18 protein-coding genes are annotated in these 16,945 nt (G+C 30.9%); all 18 read right to left on the reverse strand.

What is annotated here, in order from left to right:
• Positions 1-26 precede the first annotated feature (26 nt).
• Entirely contained in the window at positions 27-440 is a 414-nt protein-coding gene (gene mgsA / locus QOZ84_RS04740; protein ID WP_284131803.1) for a methylglyoxal synthase, read from the reverse strand.
• Between the two features lie 17 nt (positions 441-457).
• Complete coding sequence (gene rodA / locus QOZ84_RS04745) at positions 458-1,576, reverse strand: rod shape-determining protein RodA (RefSeq protein ID WP_284131804.1); 1,119 nt, start codon at positions 1,574-1,576, stop codon at positions 458-460.
• Between the two features lie 91 nt (positions 1,577-1,667).
• Entirely contained in the window at positions 1,668-1,952 is a 285-nt protein-coding gene (gene minE / locus QOZ84_RS04750) for a cell division topological specificity factor MinE (protein WP_026901947.1), read from the reverse strand.
• A 17-nt stretch (positions 1,953-1,969) separates the two neighbouring features.
• Positions 1,970-2,767 carry a septum site-determining protein MinD gene (gene minD, locus QOZ84_RS04755; protein WP_026901948.1) on the reverse strand — a complete coding sequence of 266 codons (798 nt, stop codon included), beginning with the start codon at positions 2,765-2,767 and terminating at the stop codon, positions 1,970-1,972.
• A gap of 28 nt (positions 2,768-2,795) precedes the next feature.
• Positions 2,796-3,476, reverse strand: a complete 681-nt coding sequence (locus QOZ84_RS04760) for a septum site-determining protein MinC (RefSeq protein ID WP_284131805.1) — start codon at positions 3,474-3,476, stop codon at positions 2,796-2,798.
• Positions 3,477-3,534: 58 nt separating this feature from the next.
• Positions 3,535-6,537 carry a penicillin-binding transpeptidase domain-containing protein gene (locus QOZ84_RS04765; RefSeq protein WP_284131806.1) on the reverse strand — a complete coding sequence of 1,001 codons (3,003 nt, stop codon included), beginning with the start codon at positions 6,535-6,537 and terminating at the stop codon, positions 3,535-3,537.
• Positions 6,538-6,548: 11 nt separating this feature from the next.
• Positions 6,549-7,037 (reverse strand): rod shape-determining protein MreD, encoded by a 489-nt coding sequence (gene mreD, locus QOZ84_RS04770; protein WP_284131807.1) that lies wholly within the window; start codon positions 7,035-7,037, stop codon positions 6,549-6,551.
• 15 nt (positions 7,038-7,052) lie between these two features.
• Positions 7,053-7,934: a rod shape-determining protein MreC gene (gene mreC, locus QOZ84_RS04775; protein ID WP_284131808.1), complete on the reverse strand. Its 882-nt coding sequence runs from the start codon at positions 7,932-7,934 to the stop codon at positions 7,053-7,055.
• Positions 7,935-7,953: 19 nt separating this feature from the next.
• Positions 7,954-9,030 (reverse strand): rod shape-determining protein, encoded by a 1,077-nt coding sequence (locus tag QOZ84_RS04780; RefSeq protein ID WP_334305497.1) that lies wholly within the window; start codon positions 9,028-9,030, stop codon positions 7,954-7,956.
• Positions 9,031-9,057: 27 nt separating this feature from the next.
• Positions 9,058-9,717 carry a RadC family protein gene (gene radC, locus QOZ84_RS04785; protein ID WP_284131892.1) on the reverse strand — a complete coding sequence of 220 codons (660 nt, stop codon included), beginning with the start codon at positions 9,715-9,717 and terminating at the stop codon, positions 9,058-9,060.
• A gap of 44 nt (positions 9,718-9,761) precedes the next feature.
• Positions 9,762-10,346 carry a Maf family protein gene (locus QOZ84_RS04790; RefSeq protein ID WP_284131809.1) on the reverse strand — a complete coding sequence of 195 codons (585 nt, stop codon included), beginning with the start codon at positions 10,344-10,346 and terminating at the stop codon, positions 9,762-9,764.
• A 315-nt stretch (positions 10,347-10,661) separates the two neighbouring features.
• Positions 10,662-11,633: an RnfABCDGE type electron transport complex subunit B gene (locus QOZ84_RS04795; protein ID WP_284131810.1), complete on the reverse strand. Its 972-nt coding sequence runs from the start codon at positions 11,631-11,633 to the stop codon at positions 10,662-10,664.
• A gap of 16 nt (positions 11,634-11,649) precedes the next feature.
• A complete protein-coding gene (gene rsxA / locus QOZ84_RS04800; RefSeq protein WP_284131811.1) occupies positions 11,650-12,225 on the reverse strand; it encodes an electron transport complex subunit RsxA in 576 nt (191 codons plus the stop codon).
• 14 nt (positions 12,226-12,239) lie between these two features.
• Positions 12,240-12,833, reverse strand: coding sequence for an electron transport complex subunit RsxE (gene rsxE / locus QOZ84_RS04805; RefSeq protein WP_284131812.1), 594 nt, complete (start codon positions 12,831-12,833; stop codon positions 12,240-12,242).
• Between the two features lie 11 nt (positions 12,834-12,844).
• Positions 12,845-13,423, reverse strand: a complete 579-nt coding sequence (locus QOZ84_RS04810; protein ID WP_284131813.1) for an RnfABCDGE type electron transport complex subunit G — start codon at positions 13,421-13,423, stop codon at positions 12,845-12,847.
• Positions 13,423-14,403: an RnfABCDGE type electron transport complex subunit D gene (locus QOZ84_RS04815; protein WP_284131814.1), complete on the reverse strand. Its 981-nt coding sequence runs from the start codon at positions 14,401-14,403 to the stop codon at positions 13,423-13,425. Before QOZ84_RS04815 ends, QOZ84_RS04810 begins: the two co-directional genes overlap by 1 nt.
• Before the next feature lie 21 nt (positions 14,404-14,424).
• Positions 14,425-15,762, reverse strand: a complete 1,338-nt coding sequence (rsxC, locus tag QOZ84_RS04820) for an electron transport complex subunit RsxC (RefSeq protein ID WP_284131815.1) — start codon at positions 15,760-15,762, stop codon at positions 14,425-14,427.
• Between the two features lie 172 nt (positions 15,763-15,934).
• Positions 15,935-16,882, reverse strand: a complete 948-nt coding sequence (locus QOZ84_RS04825; RefSeq protein WP_284131816.1) for a hypothetical protein — start codon at positions 16,880-16,882, stop codon at positions 15,935-15,937.
• Between the last annotated feature and the right edge of the window lie 63 nt (positions 16,883-16,945).

Genomic DNA, 16,945 nt, shown 5'->3' on the forward strand with positions numbered 1-16,945 from the left:
TAAACATGATACTCTTTTTTGTAATATTAACTTCTCTGACTATTAGTTTTTCTAACTTCTCTCCAAGAAAGTTCTCCTCTATCCAAACCTTTTATAAATATTTCTGCTGAAGCTAAATTAGTTGCTACAGGAACATGATAAACATCACATAGTCTGATTAGTGCTTGTATATCTGGTTCGTGAGCCTGAGATGTAAGTGGATCTCTTAAAAAGATAACTAAGTCTATCTCTTGAGATACCACTAATGAACCGATTTGTTGGTCTCCACCAAGTGGACCTGATGCAACTCTATTAATTTTTAATTCAGTTGCATCCATAATTTTTTCACCTGTAGTTCCAGTTGCATAAATTCCATATTTTTTTAATATAGCCTCATATCCTATACAAAATCCAATCATTGTGTTTTTCATTTCATCATGTGCAATTAATGCTATATTCATATTCCCCTCCGAATTTATTAAAAGTTTATTTTTTTTCTTCTCATGCAAACATTTAAAACTAGTCCTAAATTTGCTAACGATGTTAATAAGGAACTACCTCCATAACTTATAAATGGTAATGTTACACCTGTTACAGGAATTAAGGCTACTGTCATACCAATATTTTGAATAATTTGATAAGCAAACATGCCCATAACTCCAGTTACAATAAGAGTACCATAAAAATCTTTAGCTTCTTTAGCTATGGCTATCATCCTAGTTAAAAACAAAGCATATAAAGCTATTACCGTTGCCATTCCTAGCGCCCCTAACTCTTCTCCTATAACTGCAAATATAAAGTCACTTTCTTGAACTGGTAAAAAACCCTCTTGATTTTGAGTACCATTATATAGCCCTTTTCCTGTTGTTCCTCCAGATCCTATTGCAATCATAGATTGCATTACTTGATAATTACCTTTAAGTGTAGCGTCCTCAGGATGTAGGAATGCATCTATTCTCTCTCTTTGATGACTTGCCATAAACATATACATAATAGGTAATGACACTAAGGCTATAATTATAACTTTTTTTATTAATTTTATATCAAGTCCTGATATAAATAACATAGAAGCTATTATACAACTAAAGACTATTGCTGTTCCTAAATCAGGTTGTGCAAATAATAACCCTATAAAAGGGAGTGCATATATTACTACAGGTATTATTTCTTTGATAGTATTTAACTTGCCCCTTTTAGATTCTACTATTTTTGCATAACTTAATATAAATGTTAACTTTACCAATTCTGAAGTTTGAAAATCTAATGGCCCTAAGCTTATCCAAGATCTCGCTCCACCTCTTGAAGATCCAATTCCCGGAATTAAAACTATCACTAACATCAATAAACTTATTATATACAACGCTTTATAATATTTACCTAAGAAATTATAATCAAATAAAAGTATACCAATTATCATAATAATCCCTAGCCCAAAGCCCATGCATTGCTTGTATATTTGTCCATAATTTCCTGTTATTTGTGCATGAGTAGCACTACTTAAAACTAATAATCCAAAACTAAATATAGCTAGAACAATAATTATAAGTTTCCAATCTAATTGTTTTATTAATTTAACAGTCGATTTATATTCAATCATATTTTCACCATCTTCCTTACCTTATGCATTTAAAATGTTGTTTTTAAAATAATCAAAATAAAGGGGGATTTTATTCCCCCTTTAACTATTTTTACATATTTCTATCTTTTATATGTTTAAGCGGTATGTTCGCGACTAACGCAGACACTGGCATATAGTCTTGATCCCCTCTTACTTTAGACATTTTTATTTCAAGACCATCTTCTTCTATTTCTGCATAATTTGCTATAACTTTAAGAATATCTGCCTTTATCATGTCTAAAAGTTGTGGAGAACAATCCACTCTATCATGTACTAAGACTAATTTCAATCTTTCTTTTGCAACAGATTTGCTAGTCCTAGATTCGTTAGAAAAAACTTTGAATAAATCTAACACGGATATATCCCCCTTTGCTACTTGGCCATACCAAACATTTTCTTGATTTTAATAAATATATTATTATCAGTTTGTATCTCTTCTAATGGTACATCATTGCCCAATATTCTTTGAGCAATATTTTTATAAGATTGACCTGCACTAGACTTAGAATCTAAAATAGCAGGTTCTCCTTTATTTGTTGATACTATTATACTTTCATCATCAGGAACTAGCCCTAATAATTTTATAGCTAAGATTTCTATGATATCTTCTTTATTCATCATGTCTCCACGTTTTACCATGTCTTGTCTTATTCTATTTATAATTAGCTGGATGTCTTTAATTTCATTAGCTTCTAACAATCCTATTATTCTATCTGCATCTCTTACCGCAGATACTTCTGGATTTGTAACTACTATTGCTCTGTCTGCTCCAGCTATAGCATTTTTAAACCCTTGTTCTATTCCTGCTGGACAATCTATTAATACATAATCAAATGATTCTCTAAGCTGAGTGCTTAAGTCAGCCATTTGCTCTACTGTAACTGCGTTTTTATCTCTTGTTTGAGCTGCTGGTAGTAAGTATAGGTTATCAAATCTTTTGTCTTTTATCAATGCTTGTTTTAATCTACAAGTTCCTTCGACAACATCTACAATGTCATAAACAATTCTATTTTCAAGACCCATAACTACATCTAAATTTCTAAGTCCGATGTCTGCATCTACTATAACTGTTTTTTTATTTTCCAGGCTTAGAGCAGTTCCTAAGTTTGCCGCGGTAGTAGTCTTTCCAACTCCACCTTTGCCAGATGTTATAACTATAACTTCGCTCATATTACTACCCCCTATGGATTCATCCTTATTATTTTATTACTTTAGGTGAATAACTCTCCACAACTATTCTTCCATTATTCACCAAGGCTATCTCTGGGATGATTGATTTTTCTTCTTCATAATCTTCGTCTTCTGGGGCTTCGGCTATGTTTTGTGCTATTTGCAATACTCGTGCATTAAGATTATTAGAAACAACATAAGCATTTTCATTGCCTATTGCGCCTGCGTGTATAAATCCCTTTACACTACCCATTACAACTACATTTCCATTAGCCATCACTCTTGCACCAGGTTCTATGTTTCCCATTACAACTACATTTGAAGTTGAACTTACTTGTGAACCAGATTTCATATCCGTCATTACAATTACATCACCATCAAATTCAATATTTTCTCCAGATCTAAGATTGTTAACATATTTAGTTTGAAAGTTACAAACTTCTTTTTTTTCATAGTCTTCAACAAACTCAACATCAAATCTTGATGAAATATCGTATTTTATTTCTATAATTTGTATATCACTTAAATAATCACAGTTGATTTCATAAATTCTAGCTCCATTAAAGAAACCTATTGATGATTCTAGCCTCTCTATTATACCTTGCTTTATCTCATCAAAAGACGCAAATCTTTTAATATTTACTATTATCCCTCTTTTACTACCTTTGAACTCAACTAGTCCTTTGGTATTAAACTCTTTCAAAGACATAACAACCTCCAGAGTGATATATAATTTTATATATTCTGCAAAAAAACCTTGATTCCTCTTATTTTTTCATTTGTGATACAAAATTTATATCTTCATTTTTCGATTTATTATTACTTTCTTCGTCTTTCCCCTCATTAACTTTATCTATTTGAGAATCTGATTTTTTTTCATTTAACCCTAAATAACTTCCTATTATTTCTCTAATAGGCACCATGGCTGTCGAACCTGTTTCTCCTTGTGGAATCATAGCTACTACTGCAATTTCAGGGTCATCAGCAGGTGCAAATCCAACACTCCATGCAAAAGGCTGATAGCTTTGCTTGTATGCATCTATTTTTTCATCCGTAATTTTAGAATTTAATTCTTTTATAGCTTTTCTTAAATAAGCAGAATTCATCTTGTCTGTATTTTCTAATTTAACTTTGACACCTTCTTTTAGCTCATCTTCTAATTGTTTTTTCTTTTTATCATCTATATCTTTAGATTTTAATTCTTCTTTAATTTCTTTTTCTCTTTGCTCAGATAATTCTTTTTCTCTGTCTTTTTTCATTTTTTCAGAAAGTTTAATAGCTTCTGGGCCTGAAACTCCAAATGACTGCATATTATTTTTTAAATATTCATATTCTTCTTCATTAGGTATTTTACCACTCTTTTCAGCAGTACCAGTTTTTCCAGCTACACTAACTGGGAAATTTGCAAATAAGCTTTTAGCTGAACTTTCAGTAATAACCCTTTTCATACCTTCTACTATTTCTTTTAATTTTTCACTATCGTTAAATGGTATTTTTTCTTTTGTATTTTCATCAATATCTACAGAAGCATAGTCACTAGATATAACTCTGTCTACAACTGATAATTCAACTAGGTCTCCACCATTAGCTATCGCAGCAGCATATCTTGCCATTTGTGCTGGTGTATATTGATTTTCCCCTTGCCCTATTGCTAAGTTGAATGTATCTGCTGTACTCCACTTTGAAAATTTCAAATGGTCAAACACTATTTTATCAGCAAAGTACTCAACCTTATCTTCTTTAACATTCATCTTAGCTAATCTTTCCATAGCTTCAACTCTACCGATAGCTTTGTCTTCTTCTGCCCACTTAACAATCTCTTCTATTCTTTCTTCATATTTTGCTTCATCTTTAATCTTAGTTATGTCAGTAAATGCATTTGCCATTTCTTTGTTAAGGAATGTTCTTAATAAAGATTTTGCTGATTCTAACTTAGCTTCTATACTTGGTACTTTACCTTTTCTTTCGTCTATTTCTTTATTTAACCCTGTATAACTATCTAATCCAAATAATCTAGCGTATTCTAATATATCATTTGGTCCAATTTTTGCATTAGGATCTTTTCCACCAATCCAATTTTTACCACTTGCTATAGTGTAAAAATATATATTACAAGATTCTTGTATGGCTTTATATAAATTAGTATATCCATGGTTAGTTCTAGACTTATGCCATATTAAATCGGCAAATGGTCGTCCACCTAAATTAATTACACCTGTATCATTTATTGCATAATTCGGGTCTAATCCATTATCTAAAGCTGCCATAGCAGTTGTCATTTTAAATATAGATCCTGGTTGGAAAAGAGCTTGTGTCGCCAAGTTAACTTGAGGATTTGGTGCTAATACATCATTTTTATTTTCAGGTTGAAGAGCTTGGAAATCTTCATATGATATTCCATTTGAAAATTTATTAGGGTCATAATTAGGATAACTCGCCATAGCTAAAACATCTCCAGTTTTTACATCTATAGCCATTACTGCTCCTGATTTGGCATTTGGTGCTGGCTTTGAGAAACTTTTATTTCCAAATTTACTTTGGAAAGTTCCACCTGTTCTAGCTGCATCTATTGTTCTTTTTAATGCATCTTCAGCTACTGTTTGTAAATCTTTATCCATACTAAGATATACTGTATCTCCAGACTTAGGTTCTGAGACTTCAAGTTCCTTAGTAATTCTACCTGATGCATCTACCTGAACCCTTTTATATCCATCAACACCCTTTAATTCTTCCTCTAAACTTTTTTCTATACCTGACATACCTACCGTATCACCTTTTGAGTACTTCTTACCTTCTTCTCTTTGTAGATATTTACTTTCTTCACTTGATTGCATTTTGCCCATATGTCCTATAGTATGAGCTGCTAAAGTTTTTTCTGGATAATCTCTTACTGGTTCTACAGCTACAGCTACTCCAGGCAATTCCATAGCACTTTCTTCTATTTGAGAGATAGTCTCTTCACTAATATCTCTCGCTATAGTTACAGGTTTATATTGTGTGTAGCCTTGTGACTTTATAAGATCTCTTACAATAAGTATTTTTCTTGCATTTTCATCACTTAAGCTTTTGTCAATTTCATATTTAGTTCTAAGTTCTTTAAATGCATTTTTTGCATTTATATTAGGTGTTTCAATCTTATAACCTTCTAGCCAGTCTTTTTTATTTTTTTCTTCTGTAAACATCCACTTACTTACAAGTATAGGTGGATATTCAGCATTTTCATTTAATTTTTTCTGAAGTTTAGCAGGTTCTAATTTTCTATCTTCCTCTGTAAGTACACCTTCATTTATCAATCTATCCACTATAAAATAAAAACTTTCTTTAGCATTTAAATCTAGCGGAATATTTTCTTCTTTTTTAAAGTCTCTTATCTTTTTATCAAATGTATAAAAATACTTTCCTTTAACAGAATATATAGGGAATTCATCTATGTACGTTTCCTTATTATCTTCTAAAAGATTTATTAATTTTAGAGATATTTCATTTGCTATGCTTTTATTGTCTGAATTTTTTTTATTAATCCCATCTGCAGATACCTGAATTGTGAATAAGTTTTTATTTCCAGCTAATAATCTTCCATATCTATCTCTAATTTCACCTCTAGGGGCCTTTACTGGTAGTTCTTTGTATGTTTTATTTTCTGCTAATTCATTATAATGTTCATGTTTAAATGTTGTCATATATACTACTTTTAATAAAATAACTACAAAGGCTACTATTATAATATTTTTTAGTATCAACAATCTGTCAACTTTTTTATTTTCTTCCATATAATCACCAACTAATCTTCTTTAAGTTTTAATACAGATTTCTTCGATATTTTATATAAAAATACACTCAATAAACTATTTGCTAGTGGAATTATAACTATACCTTTTATAGCCAAATTTAGCAATCCATAGGTATGATAAACTACACTAACTGTAGCTATATTTACCATAGAGTCAAATAAGCTAGTTATAAACACTAGTGCAAATATAGTTATACTACTTTCTTTGTATATTTTGTCTCTTAAGTGACTGATTGAATATGCTATTGCAAATAAAATCAAACCATTAACTCCAAATATACCTCCTACAGCTACATCTTTTACAAGACCTACTATTGCACCAATTACACCAACTTCGAACTCATCAACATAAAGTGAAATAATAGTCATATATATAATAACTATATTAAAACTTATATTAAGTATACCTAAGTAATTAGTAATGCTATTTTCTATCATTACTAAAAAAATACCTAAAAGACAAAGTAAAACTTTTTTCATATTTAATAGTCTCCTTTATCCTATATTCCTTGGTTCAATAATCTTAACGTCATCTATATTTTTAAAATCAGCATATGGTCTTACAACCACATATTTCATAGATTTATTTTTATCATCTATAACTTTGTCAATTTCTCCTATTGGTATACCTTTAGGGTATAATCCTAATCCAGAAGTTACAACTACATCCCCTGGTAATACATCATAAGAATTATCAAACATATATCCATTTAAGTGCCCTTTATTTTTATAATTTTCTTTATCTTCCAATGTTGAGTTTTGAGTTATAACTCCTTTAAATTTATCATCTTTAAGAAGCTTAAAGCTCACAGACGACTTTGTATCTAATAAAGAAATAGCTTTACTATAATTCTTAGAAACTTCGTATACCATTCCTACTAATCCATTTCCATTGACTACTATACTTTCATTCTTAACTCCATCACTACTCCCGGCTCCGATTGTAAAACTATCATACCAGTTTCCATCATTTTTACCAACTACGGTAGCTGATATGCTTTTAGCATTATATTTTTCGTCAACAAAATCAAGTGATTTTTTTAAGCTTGATAAAGAATCTACCTCATCTATTTGCTTATTTAAATCGATTACCTCTTGCTTTAATTTATCATTTTCTTTTTCTATTTGGGCTATTTTATTAGCATTTTTCTTGTAACTTATTAATTCTTTAAAATTACCTTCTAAAAATGTAAAGCCTTTATTAAAGTTCTTCTCTACTACTGTTATTCCATCTAGTAAGACTCCTGGACCCACAGGATTAGCTCCAGAAAATTTGCCTATTGATATTCCTACAATTCCAATTAAAGTGATAGCAACAATCCCTGTTGCTATCACTTTAATATTAATCCTCTTTTTTTCCTTTTTATCAAATTTCAAGATATCACCAACTTTTTAATTACTTTCTAGCGTTCATCATTAATACTTTTTCAAATATTTCTTGATCTTCTACTGATTTTCCTGTTCCTAAGGCAACACAATCTAGTGGATTTTCAGCTATCTGTACTGGCATTCCTGTTTCTTGCTTAACTAATTTATCAAGCCCTCTAAGTAATGCTCCCCCTCCAGTTAACATTATTCCATTTTCCATTATATCTGATGCTAATTCTGGTGGTGTTTTTTCTAAAGTTGATTTTATAGCTTCTATTATTGAATTTATAGGTTCTTTTAAAGCATCTCTAACTTCTACAGATCCTATTTCTATTGTTTTAGGTAATCCAGATATTAAATCTCTACCTCTTATTTGCATATTGCTTTCTTGGTCATCTTTGAATGTTGACCCTATACTTATCTTAACATCTTCCGCAGTTCTTTCACCTATTAATAAGTTATACTCTTTTTTAACATAACTAACTATAGACTCATCAAACTCATCTCCACCTAATCTTACTGATTTAGCTGTAACTATACCGCCTAAAGATATTACAGCTATTTCTGTAGTACCTCCACCAATATCTACAACCATGTTACCTTCTGGTTCTTCAACTCTTAGACCAGCTCCTATAGCCGCTGCCATTGGTTCCTCTATAAGATATGCATCTCTAGCTCCAGCTTGTCTAGCAGCCTCTTCTATTGCTCTTTTTTCTACTTCAGTAACTCCATAAGGAACGCATATCGCTATTCTAGGACTTACAACTCCTTTTTTAGATGCTGCTTTTTGTATAAAGTAACTTAACATAGATTGAGTAATATCAAAATCAGCTATAACTCCATCTTTCATAGGTCTTATAGCTACTATATTTCCAGGTGTTCTACCTATCATTTTCTTAGCTTCTTCACCTACTGCTAGAACTTCTTTGCTGTCATCTCTTATTGCTACAACAGATGGTTCTCTTACTACTATTCCTTGCCCTTTTATATAAACTAATGTATTTGCAGTTCCTAAATCTATCCCCATATCCTTTGTCATTTTATTAAATCCAAACATTGACATAAGTCCTCTTTTTTCTTTTTTCTCTTTCTTCTCTTTAGCCATATTACTGCTCCTTCCTGCTCTATCAAATCAAAACATCATATTCTCTTTAAAACTAAAATACAATCCATCTCCTATAATTATATGATCTATAACCTCTATTCCTATTAATTCTCCACACTTAATAAGTCTAGAAGTAACATTCTTATCTTCCGTTGATGGCTCTATCGTACCTGATGGATGATTGTGCATTAAAATAATTTTATTTGTGCTTCTTTTTATTGCTTCTCTAAAAACTTCTCTTGGATGAACTAATGATGAATTTAAAGTTCCTATAGATACATCTACATCCGCTATAATTTCATTTTTCGTATTCAAAAGAACTACCTTAAAAATTTCTTGTTTTTTATACCTTAAGCTGTCCATATAATACTTATATATGTCCCAAGGATTTTTAACCTTGTATTTGTGTGGTTTAATACTTGCAACTCTATGTCCTAGCTCTAAGGATGCTTTTATCATAGTTGCTTTAGATAGTCCTATTCCGTCTATTTCACATAATTCTTCTATAGTCATATCTTGTAGATATCTTAGTCCTTGTATGTCCTTATTTATAATATAGTTAGCTAATTCTATAGCATTTTTATGTTTAGTGCCCGTTCTAAGAAGTATTGCTAATAGCTCTGCATTAGACAAATTTTTTTCTCCATTTGCAAGCATCTTCTCTCTGGGTCTTTCTTCTAATGCCATTTCCTTTACTTTCATAACCACATTAAAAGAATCCTTCAGATAAATCACCCTCCATAAAAAATATTTATACTAAAATGCTGTTTTAATAAATCACTTAATCTAGATATAGGAAGGCCAACTATGTTGAAATAATCACCTTGTATTTCTTCAACTAATAACGCTCCGTAACCTTGTATTCCATATGCTCCGGCTTTATCTAGTGATTCATTAGTTTGTATATAATCTTTTATGTCCTCTGCAGATAAATCTTTGAATTTAACATTACTAACTACATAATCTATTATTTTTTTGTTTGCACTTAAATTTATCAAGCTTATACCAGTTATTACCTGATGCGTTTTGCCTGATAATTGTGTAATCATAGCTATAGCTTCATCGATATCTTTTGGTTTACCTAGTATAATATCGTCTAATACTACAACGGTATCTGCACCTATAACCAAACTTTCTCTATGTTTAGCAGCTATATCTATGCACTTTTCAAATGCAAGCCTCATTACCACTTGAGATGGTAGTTCATTATCTAATATAACTTCATCAATCTCACTTTTTATTATATCAAATTTAACATTTGCATTTTCTAGAATTTCTTTTCTTCTAGGAGATGATGACGCTAATATTATTTTCATTTCTTCACCTCATTTGATACTTAGAATTTGTACTTATTTAGTCTATCATTATATTGTAAAAAATTCAACACAAATGTCGAACGATTTTGTTACACTATTGTTATATTTCCACATTATAGCCTGTAAATATCATTGATTTTTTTTTTTAGCTCTGTAATAACTTATTCGCTAGCATTGGAACATAATTTCAAATACAAATTTAACTTTAATTTTCAGCATATTTTTATTATATGTAATTGGCAACTTCAACCTTAAATGGTATTAATTTTAAATAAAATAAAAGGTATGGAGCCCCATACCTTTATATTATCCATATTATATAGTTTTAATAGCCTTTTTAGGACATTTTTCAATACATAAATGACATCCAACACATTTGCTTTCATCTACTTTATGTTTTTCTTTTAATTCGCCTTCTATAGCATCGAATTTACATTGCTTTTTACAAATAGTACATCCTATGCAAAGTTCTTCATCTATAGTGACTTTCTTTTTATTTTCTAAATTTCCTTTTATAACTTTTGTTGGACACTTTAACACACATTCCATACACTGTACACACTTATCATAATTGATTTTAGCTATTTTATTTTCAAATTCTATAGCATCAAATTTACAAGCTTTCGCACATAATCCGCAACCTATGCAACCTACACTGCATTTTTCTTTTACTGACTTTCCGAAGTCTTTACTATTACATTCTACAACTACTTCTTGCTTAACTGGTTTTTGAGATATTATCCCTTTTGGACAAACCTCAATACATTTGCCGCACATTACACATTTTTGGTCATCTATTATAGCTACTCCGTCTACTATAGAGATTGCTCCAAATTTGCAATAATCTTTGCATGTTCCTAATCCTAAACATCCATATTTACAAGATTTAGCTCCTGAATTTAAAGTATTTGCAGATCTACAGTCATGTATTCCTTCATATTCATATTTATTTTTAGAACTTGAACAGTTTCCTTTACATATTACTTTTGCTACTTTTTTTTCACCTTCCTCGGCTTTAATTCCCATGATCTCACCTATTTTAGATGCACATTCTGAGCCGCCTACTGGACAAGAATTTACTTGAGCTTTTCCTTCTACTATTGCACTTGCAAGACCTCCACATCCAGGAAATCCACATCCTCCGCAGTTTGCACCTGGAAGAACTTCAAGTATTTTTTCTGCTCTTTCATCTATTTCTACAGCAAATTTTTTAGATGCATATGCAAGTACTGCTCCAAATATAAGCCCTAAAATTCCTAAAACTAAAACTGAACTAAGTGTACTCATTTTCTCACCCCCTATTTTATAGCTTTATAAGTCCAGCAAATCCTAAGAATGCTATTGACATTAAGCTTGCTGATATAAGCGTTATAGGAAATCCTTTGAAAGTTTCTGGTATATCAGCTAATTCTAATCTTTCTCTTATTCCCGCAAATAATACTATTGCTAATGTAAAACCTGCTCCTGCTCCGAATCCATTAACTAATGTTTCTACTAAGTTATATCCGTTGTTTACATTAACTAATGCTATTCCTAGTACAGCACAGTTTGTAGTTATAAGAGGTAAGAATACTCCTAGAGCTTGATACAAAGATGGACTCATCTTTTGTATTACCATCTCAACAAACTGAACTATAGATGCTATTACTAATATAAATGCTATAGTTTGTAAAAATGCAACATTAGTTACTATTAATAACTTTTGTATAAAATACGTAATTAAAGATGCTAATGTTAAAACAAATGTAACCGCAACTCCCATTCCTACAGCTGTATCAACTTTTTTAGAAACTCCTAAAAAAGGACATATACCTAAGAATTGAGATGTTATAACGTTGTTAACAAGAACAACACTTAAAAATAAAAGTACTAAATTCAATTATTACACCCCCATTATGCTTTCTTACTTCTTAACTTATTAAACCCTGCTAAAAGGAACCCTAATGTTAAAAACGCACCTGGTGGTAATATGAATAACAATATTGGCTGAAATGATTCTCCAAATAAAGTAAATCCAAATAAACTACCATTTCCAAGTATTTCTCTTATTGCTCCTAATATTGTAAGTGCCATACTAAATCCAAGACCCATTCCTAATCCATCTACTCCAGATTCTATAGGACCATTTTTAGATGCAAAACTCTCAGCACGTGCTAATATTATACAGTTAACAACTATTAGTGGTATGAATAGACCAAGTGCACTGTCAAGTGATGGTACATACGCTTTTAAAAGCATTCCTACTATGGTAACAAATGTCGCTATAACAACAACAAATGCTGGTATCCTAATCTTATCTGGTACTATTTTTCTCATTAAAGATATAGCTATATTAGAACAAATTAAAACTACAGTAGTTGAAAGACCCATTCCTAGACCATTTATAGCCGATGTAGTAACTGCCAAAGTTGGGCACATTCCTATTATCTGTACAAATGTTGGGTTTTCATCTATTAGCCCATTTTTAAATATTTTAGCTAATTTCATAAGTTCCCCTCCTATTTATTAAGGCTGCTATTAAATACCTCTATAGCTGCATTTACACCTTTTGTAACAGCTGCAGATGTAATAGTTGCCCCTGATATTGCTTGTATTTGATCGTCTCCTGAAGCCTTACCTTTAACTACTTTAAGTTCTTGAGCTGGCTTTTCATTAAATTGATCTTTAAATCCTGGTTCTTTTGCTTTAGACCCAAGTCCTGGAGTCTCAGTCATATTGCCTATGTTAAGACCTGTTACCTTCCCATCTTTTGATATACCTACTATAAGCTCTATTTCTCCTCCATATCCTTTTGGAAGTGTTTTTATTGTATATCCTACTATATCTGATGCATTTGAACCTTCATAAACTTCAGCTATTATCCCTTTATCTATGTTTCCTACACCTTCAAATACACTATTTTCAAGTTTTTTAAATTCGGTTGCTTCTGGTAATACAATTTGTCTTGATTCATTGTTAGCTTGTATATTTAATTGTTCTATTACAGGAGCTGTTGCTTGATTGGTAAGTGATAATGCTAAGGCTGCTACTGCACATATAGCAAATAATGTAAGCCCTAATTTAACCATATTTTTCATTACTTAGCCACCTCCCCAAAGACTTTATTTTTTACATATTTATCTATAAGTGGTGTCATAACATTAACTAGTAATATTGAATATGATACTCCTTCTGGATATCCTCCATACAATCTTATAACTATAGCTATTATACCTGCTACTATCGCATATATAATTTGACCTTTAGTAGTCATAGGAGATGTTGTATAGTCAGTTAACATAAAGAACGCTCCTAGCATAAGCCCTCCTGCTAACAATTGATATATAGCAAAATTAAGATCAAATCCACCTAATATAAATGATAATATAAATACTGTACCTATATAGCATGCAGGTATTACATAATTAATTACCCCTTTATACATTAGATAAAGTCCACCTATTAAAATTAATATAGCTGATGTCTCACCTATACATCCTCCTATATTTCCTATCATCATATCAGTCATGCTCATTCCATTATTAGCCAGTTCTGATATTCCTTGTACTCCATGCTTCAAGAAACTTAAAGGAGTTGCAGTTGTATACGCATCTATATTTCCACTACTTACCCAATTAACTCCAGTTTTAGTCCAAGCCGTCATTGCTACTGGGAATGAAGCTAATAAAAACGCCCTAGCTGCAAGTGCTGGATTGACAAAGTTATTACCAATTCCTCCAAACAACATCTTAACTACTATTATTGCAAACATTGAACCTAATATACACATCCACCATGGAAGTGATGCTGGAACGTTAAATGCTAACAACAACCCAGTTACTACTGCTGAAAAATCACCTATAGTACTTTCTTGCTTTGCAATTTTTTGATATAAAAATTCAGCACCTATTGCTCCAATTACACAAAAGAATATTACATTTAATGCACTTAATCTAAAAAAGTATAATGCTCCTAATGTAGCTGGAAGAAGCGCTATTATAACCTGTCTCATTATATAAGATGTATCTTCATTACTTCTCACATGAGGAGAAGATGATACTATCAATTTACTATCCATTCTTAGTCCTCCTAACTCCCCTTATTTATTAGCTGATTCTTTTCTTTTATTTGCTATTATTTCTCTTTTTGCATTTCTAATCGATTGAAGCAATGGTCTGCTTGCTGGACATACAAATGAACAAGATCCACACTCTATACAATCTAGCGCCCTATGATTTTGTGCATTTTCAAAATCATTTTTCAATGAATATGCACTTATATATAGTGGCTGTAAAAAAGCAGGACACACACTTAAACATTTTCCACATCTTAAGCAATTCTGTGGTTTTGGCGTGCGAGATTCACTTTCATCTAAACATAATATGCCTGATGTTCCTTTATTTGTTGGAATGTCTATTGTATACTGTGCTATTCCCATCATAGGCCCACCCATTATAACTTTTCCAACATTTTTATTTTCCTTGAATCCCCCACATTGATCTATAATTTCAGATACTATTGTTCCTACTTTTGTTATTAGATTCTTAGGTTCATTTATACAACTTCCTGTTACCGTAGTGATTCTTTCAATAAGCGGCATTCCAGTTTTTATAGTTTTTGATACTTGTGCAGCTGTTCCAACATTATTTACTACAGCTCCAGCATCCATAGGTAGTCCCCCAGAAGGTACTTCTCTTCCCGTACATGCGTATATAAGTTGCTTCTCTGCACCTTGTGGATACTTAATTTCAAGGCTTACTACTTCTATATCTGAATATGGCTTGGAAGCTTTCTTTATAGCTTCAATCGCCTCTGGCTTATTAACTTCTATACCTATGTATCCTTTTGACACATTTAAGGCTTTCATAAACACTTTTAATCCAAATACAACTTCTTCAGGATTTTCAACCATCAGCCTATCATCCGCTGTTAAATATGGTTCACATTCTGCTCCATTTAATATTACCGTATCTATTTTTTTATCTGGTGGAGGTGATAGTTTTATATGTGTTGGAAATGTAGCACCACCCATTCCAACAATTCCTGCTTCTTTGATTATCCCTACTATTTCTTCTTTACTTAAATCTGCTAATACACCTTTTGGCTTAACACTTTCATGTCGCTCTTCTTTAAAATCGTTTTCAACAATAATGCATGTACCTGTTCCTCCAGCTACCTCATGCTCTTTTATAGCTATAACTTTTCCTGATACTGATGAATGTACATTACAAGATACAAATCCCTGCTGTTCACCTATTTTTTGCCCTACTTTAACTAAGTCCCCAACTTCAACTATTGGCTTTGATGGAGCACCTATATGTTGTTGAAGAGGTATATACACTATTTTAGGATTTTCTGCCCTCTCAATAGGCTTTTGGTTAGAGTACTCCTTTCTATATGGAGGATGTATACCGCCTTTAAAAGTTAAGAGTTTCATTTTATTACCCCCTTTTCTTTAAATTAAAACACTTTATTTGAACTTTAATACAAGTATACTATATATGATATAAAAACTTAACAATTGTTAAAAAAATATCCGTTTTTTAACAATTGGTAAGATTTATTTCTATTATAAAAATAAGAAAAAAGCTGTTATAAAACAGCCTCTTTTATGCGTTCTTCATAGAATTAATAAATGAGAAATATCCTTGCATAGAAGATAGATATAAACTCTCACTTATATTATAATTTTTTTCATTTGCTGCCTTTGATGATACTTCAATTTTATCATTTACATCCTTTGTATATTTCATTAAATTGTCTTTAAATACATTCATATTTGAGTAATCAATTTTGTTAGCTTCTTTTTCTATATTTGATATTATTTGTTTTCTATTTGTCAAAATATTATTATATGCTTTCAAATCTATGTCTTCTTTATTTGTTGCCCAAAATTTAGATTCTTCATCAAAGTTTTTGATTAATGTTTTTAAATCTTTTGATATATTTTCTATATAAGAATATTTGCTAGTATATTCTAATGACAATACAGGTACTTTCATCTCTGATACAAAAGCATCTGGGAATATATTTTTTATTTGTTCCATATGTGTTTTAGTTACTTCTTTATCAAAAAACGCATATGTTTGTACTTTTTTTGCTTCATCCATTTCTACTGCTGAAAAAGGTATTTTATTTTCTATTAGCTTTGTTTCTACTTTATTCATATCTTTATCATTTTTAACTGAAGCTACTTGAATAGTATAAATGTTCCATGAATCTACCACTGCAACTTTTACATCTTCACTTTTTTCTTTAGTCTCTTTTTGTGCTGGTTTTTCTTTAACTTCTTTTTGCACTTGTACATCTTTTTCTTTTTTATCATCTTTTAAACCAAGTTCATCATAGCTTTTAAAATCTACTTTTTCTTCTAAAAAATTATTAAGCTTTAAAAATGATATTTTTTGAGATAAATTTTCAATGACGTTGCTATCTTTAATTTTTGTATATCCATACCCACTAATCAAACATACACTTGCCATAATTAAAAGTACTTTTATTTTATTATTCTTGCGTCTTTTATTAAATCCCCTGTATATTGTTTTCCTCTTATTCATTAGTTTGTCCCCCCTAAAAGTTTTCTTTACTTATATATATTTGAAAACTTGTTACTTTATGAT

It is taken from the genome of Romboutsia sedimentorum (genome assembly GCF_030131845.1).
Lineage (GTDB): Bacteria > Bacillota > Clostridia > Peptostreptococcales > Peptostreptococcaceae > Romboutsia_D > Romboutsia_D sedimentorum.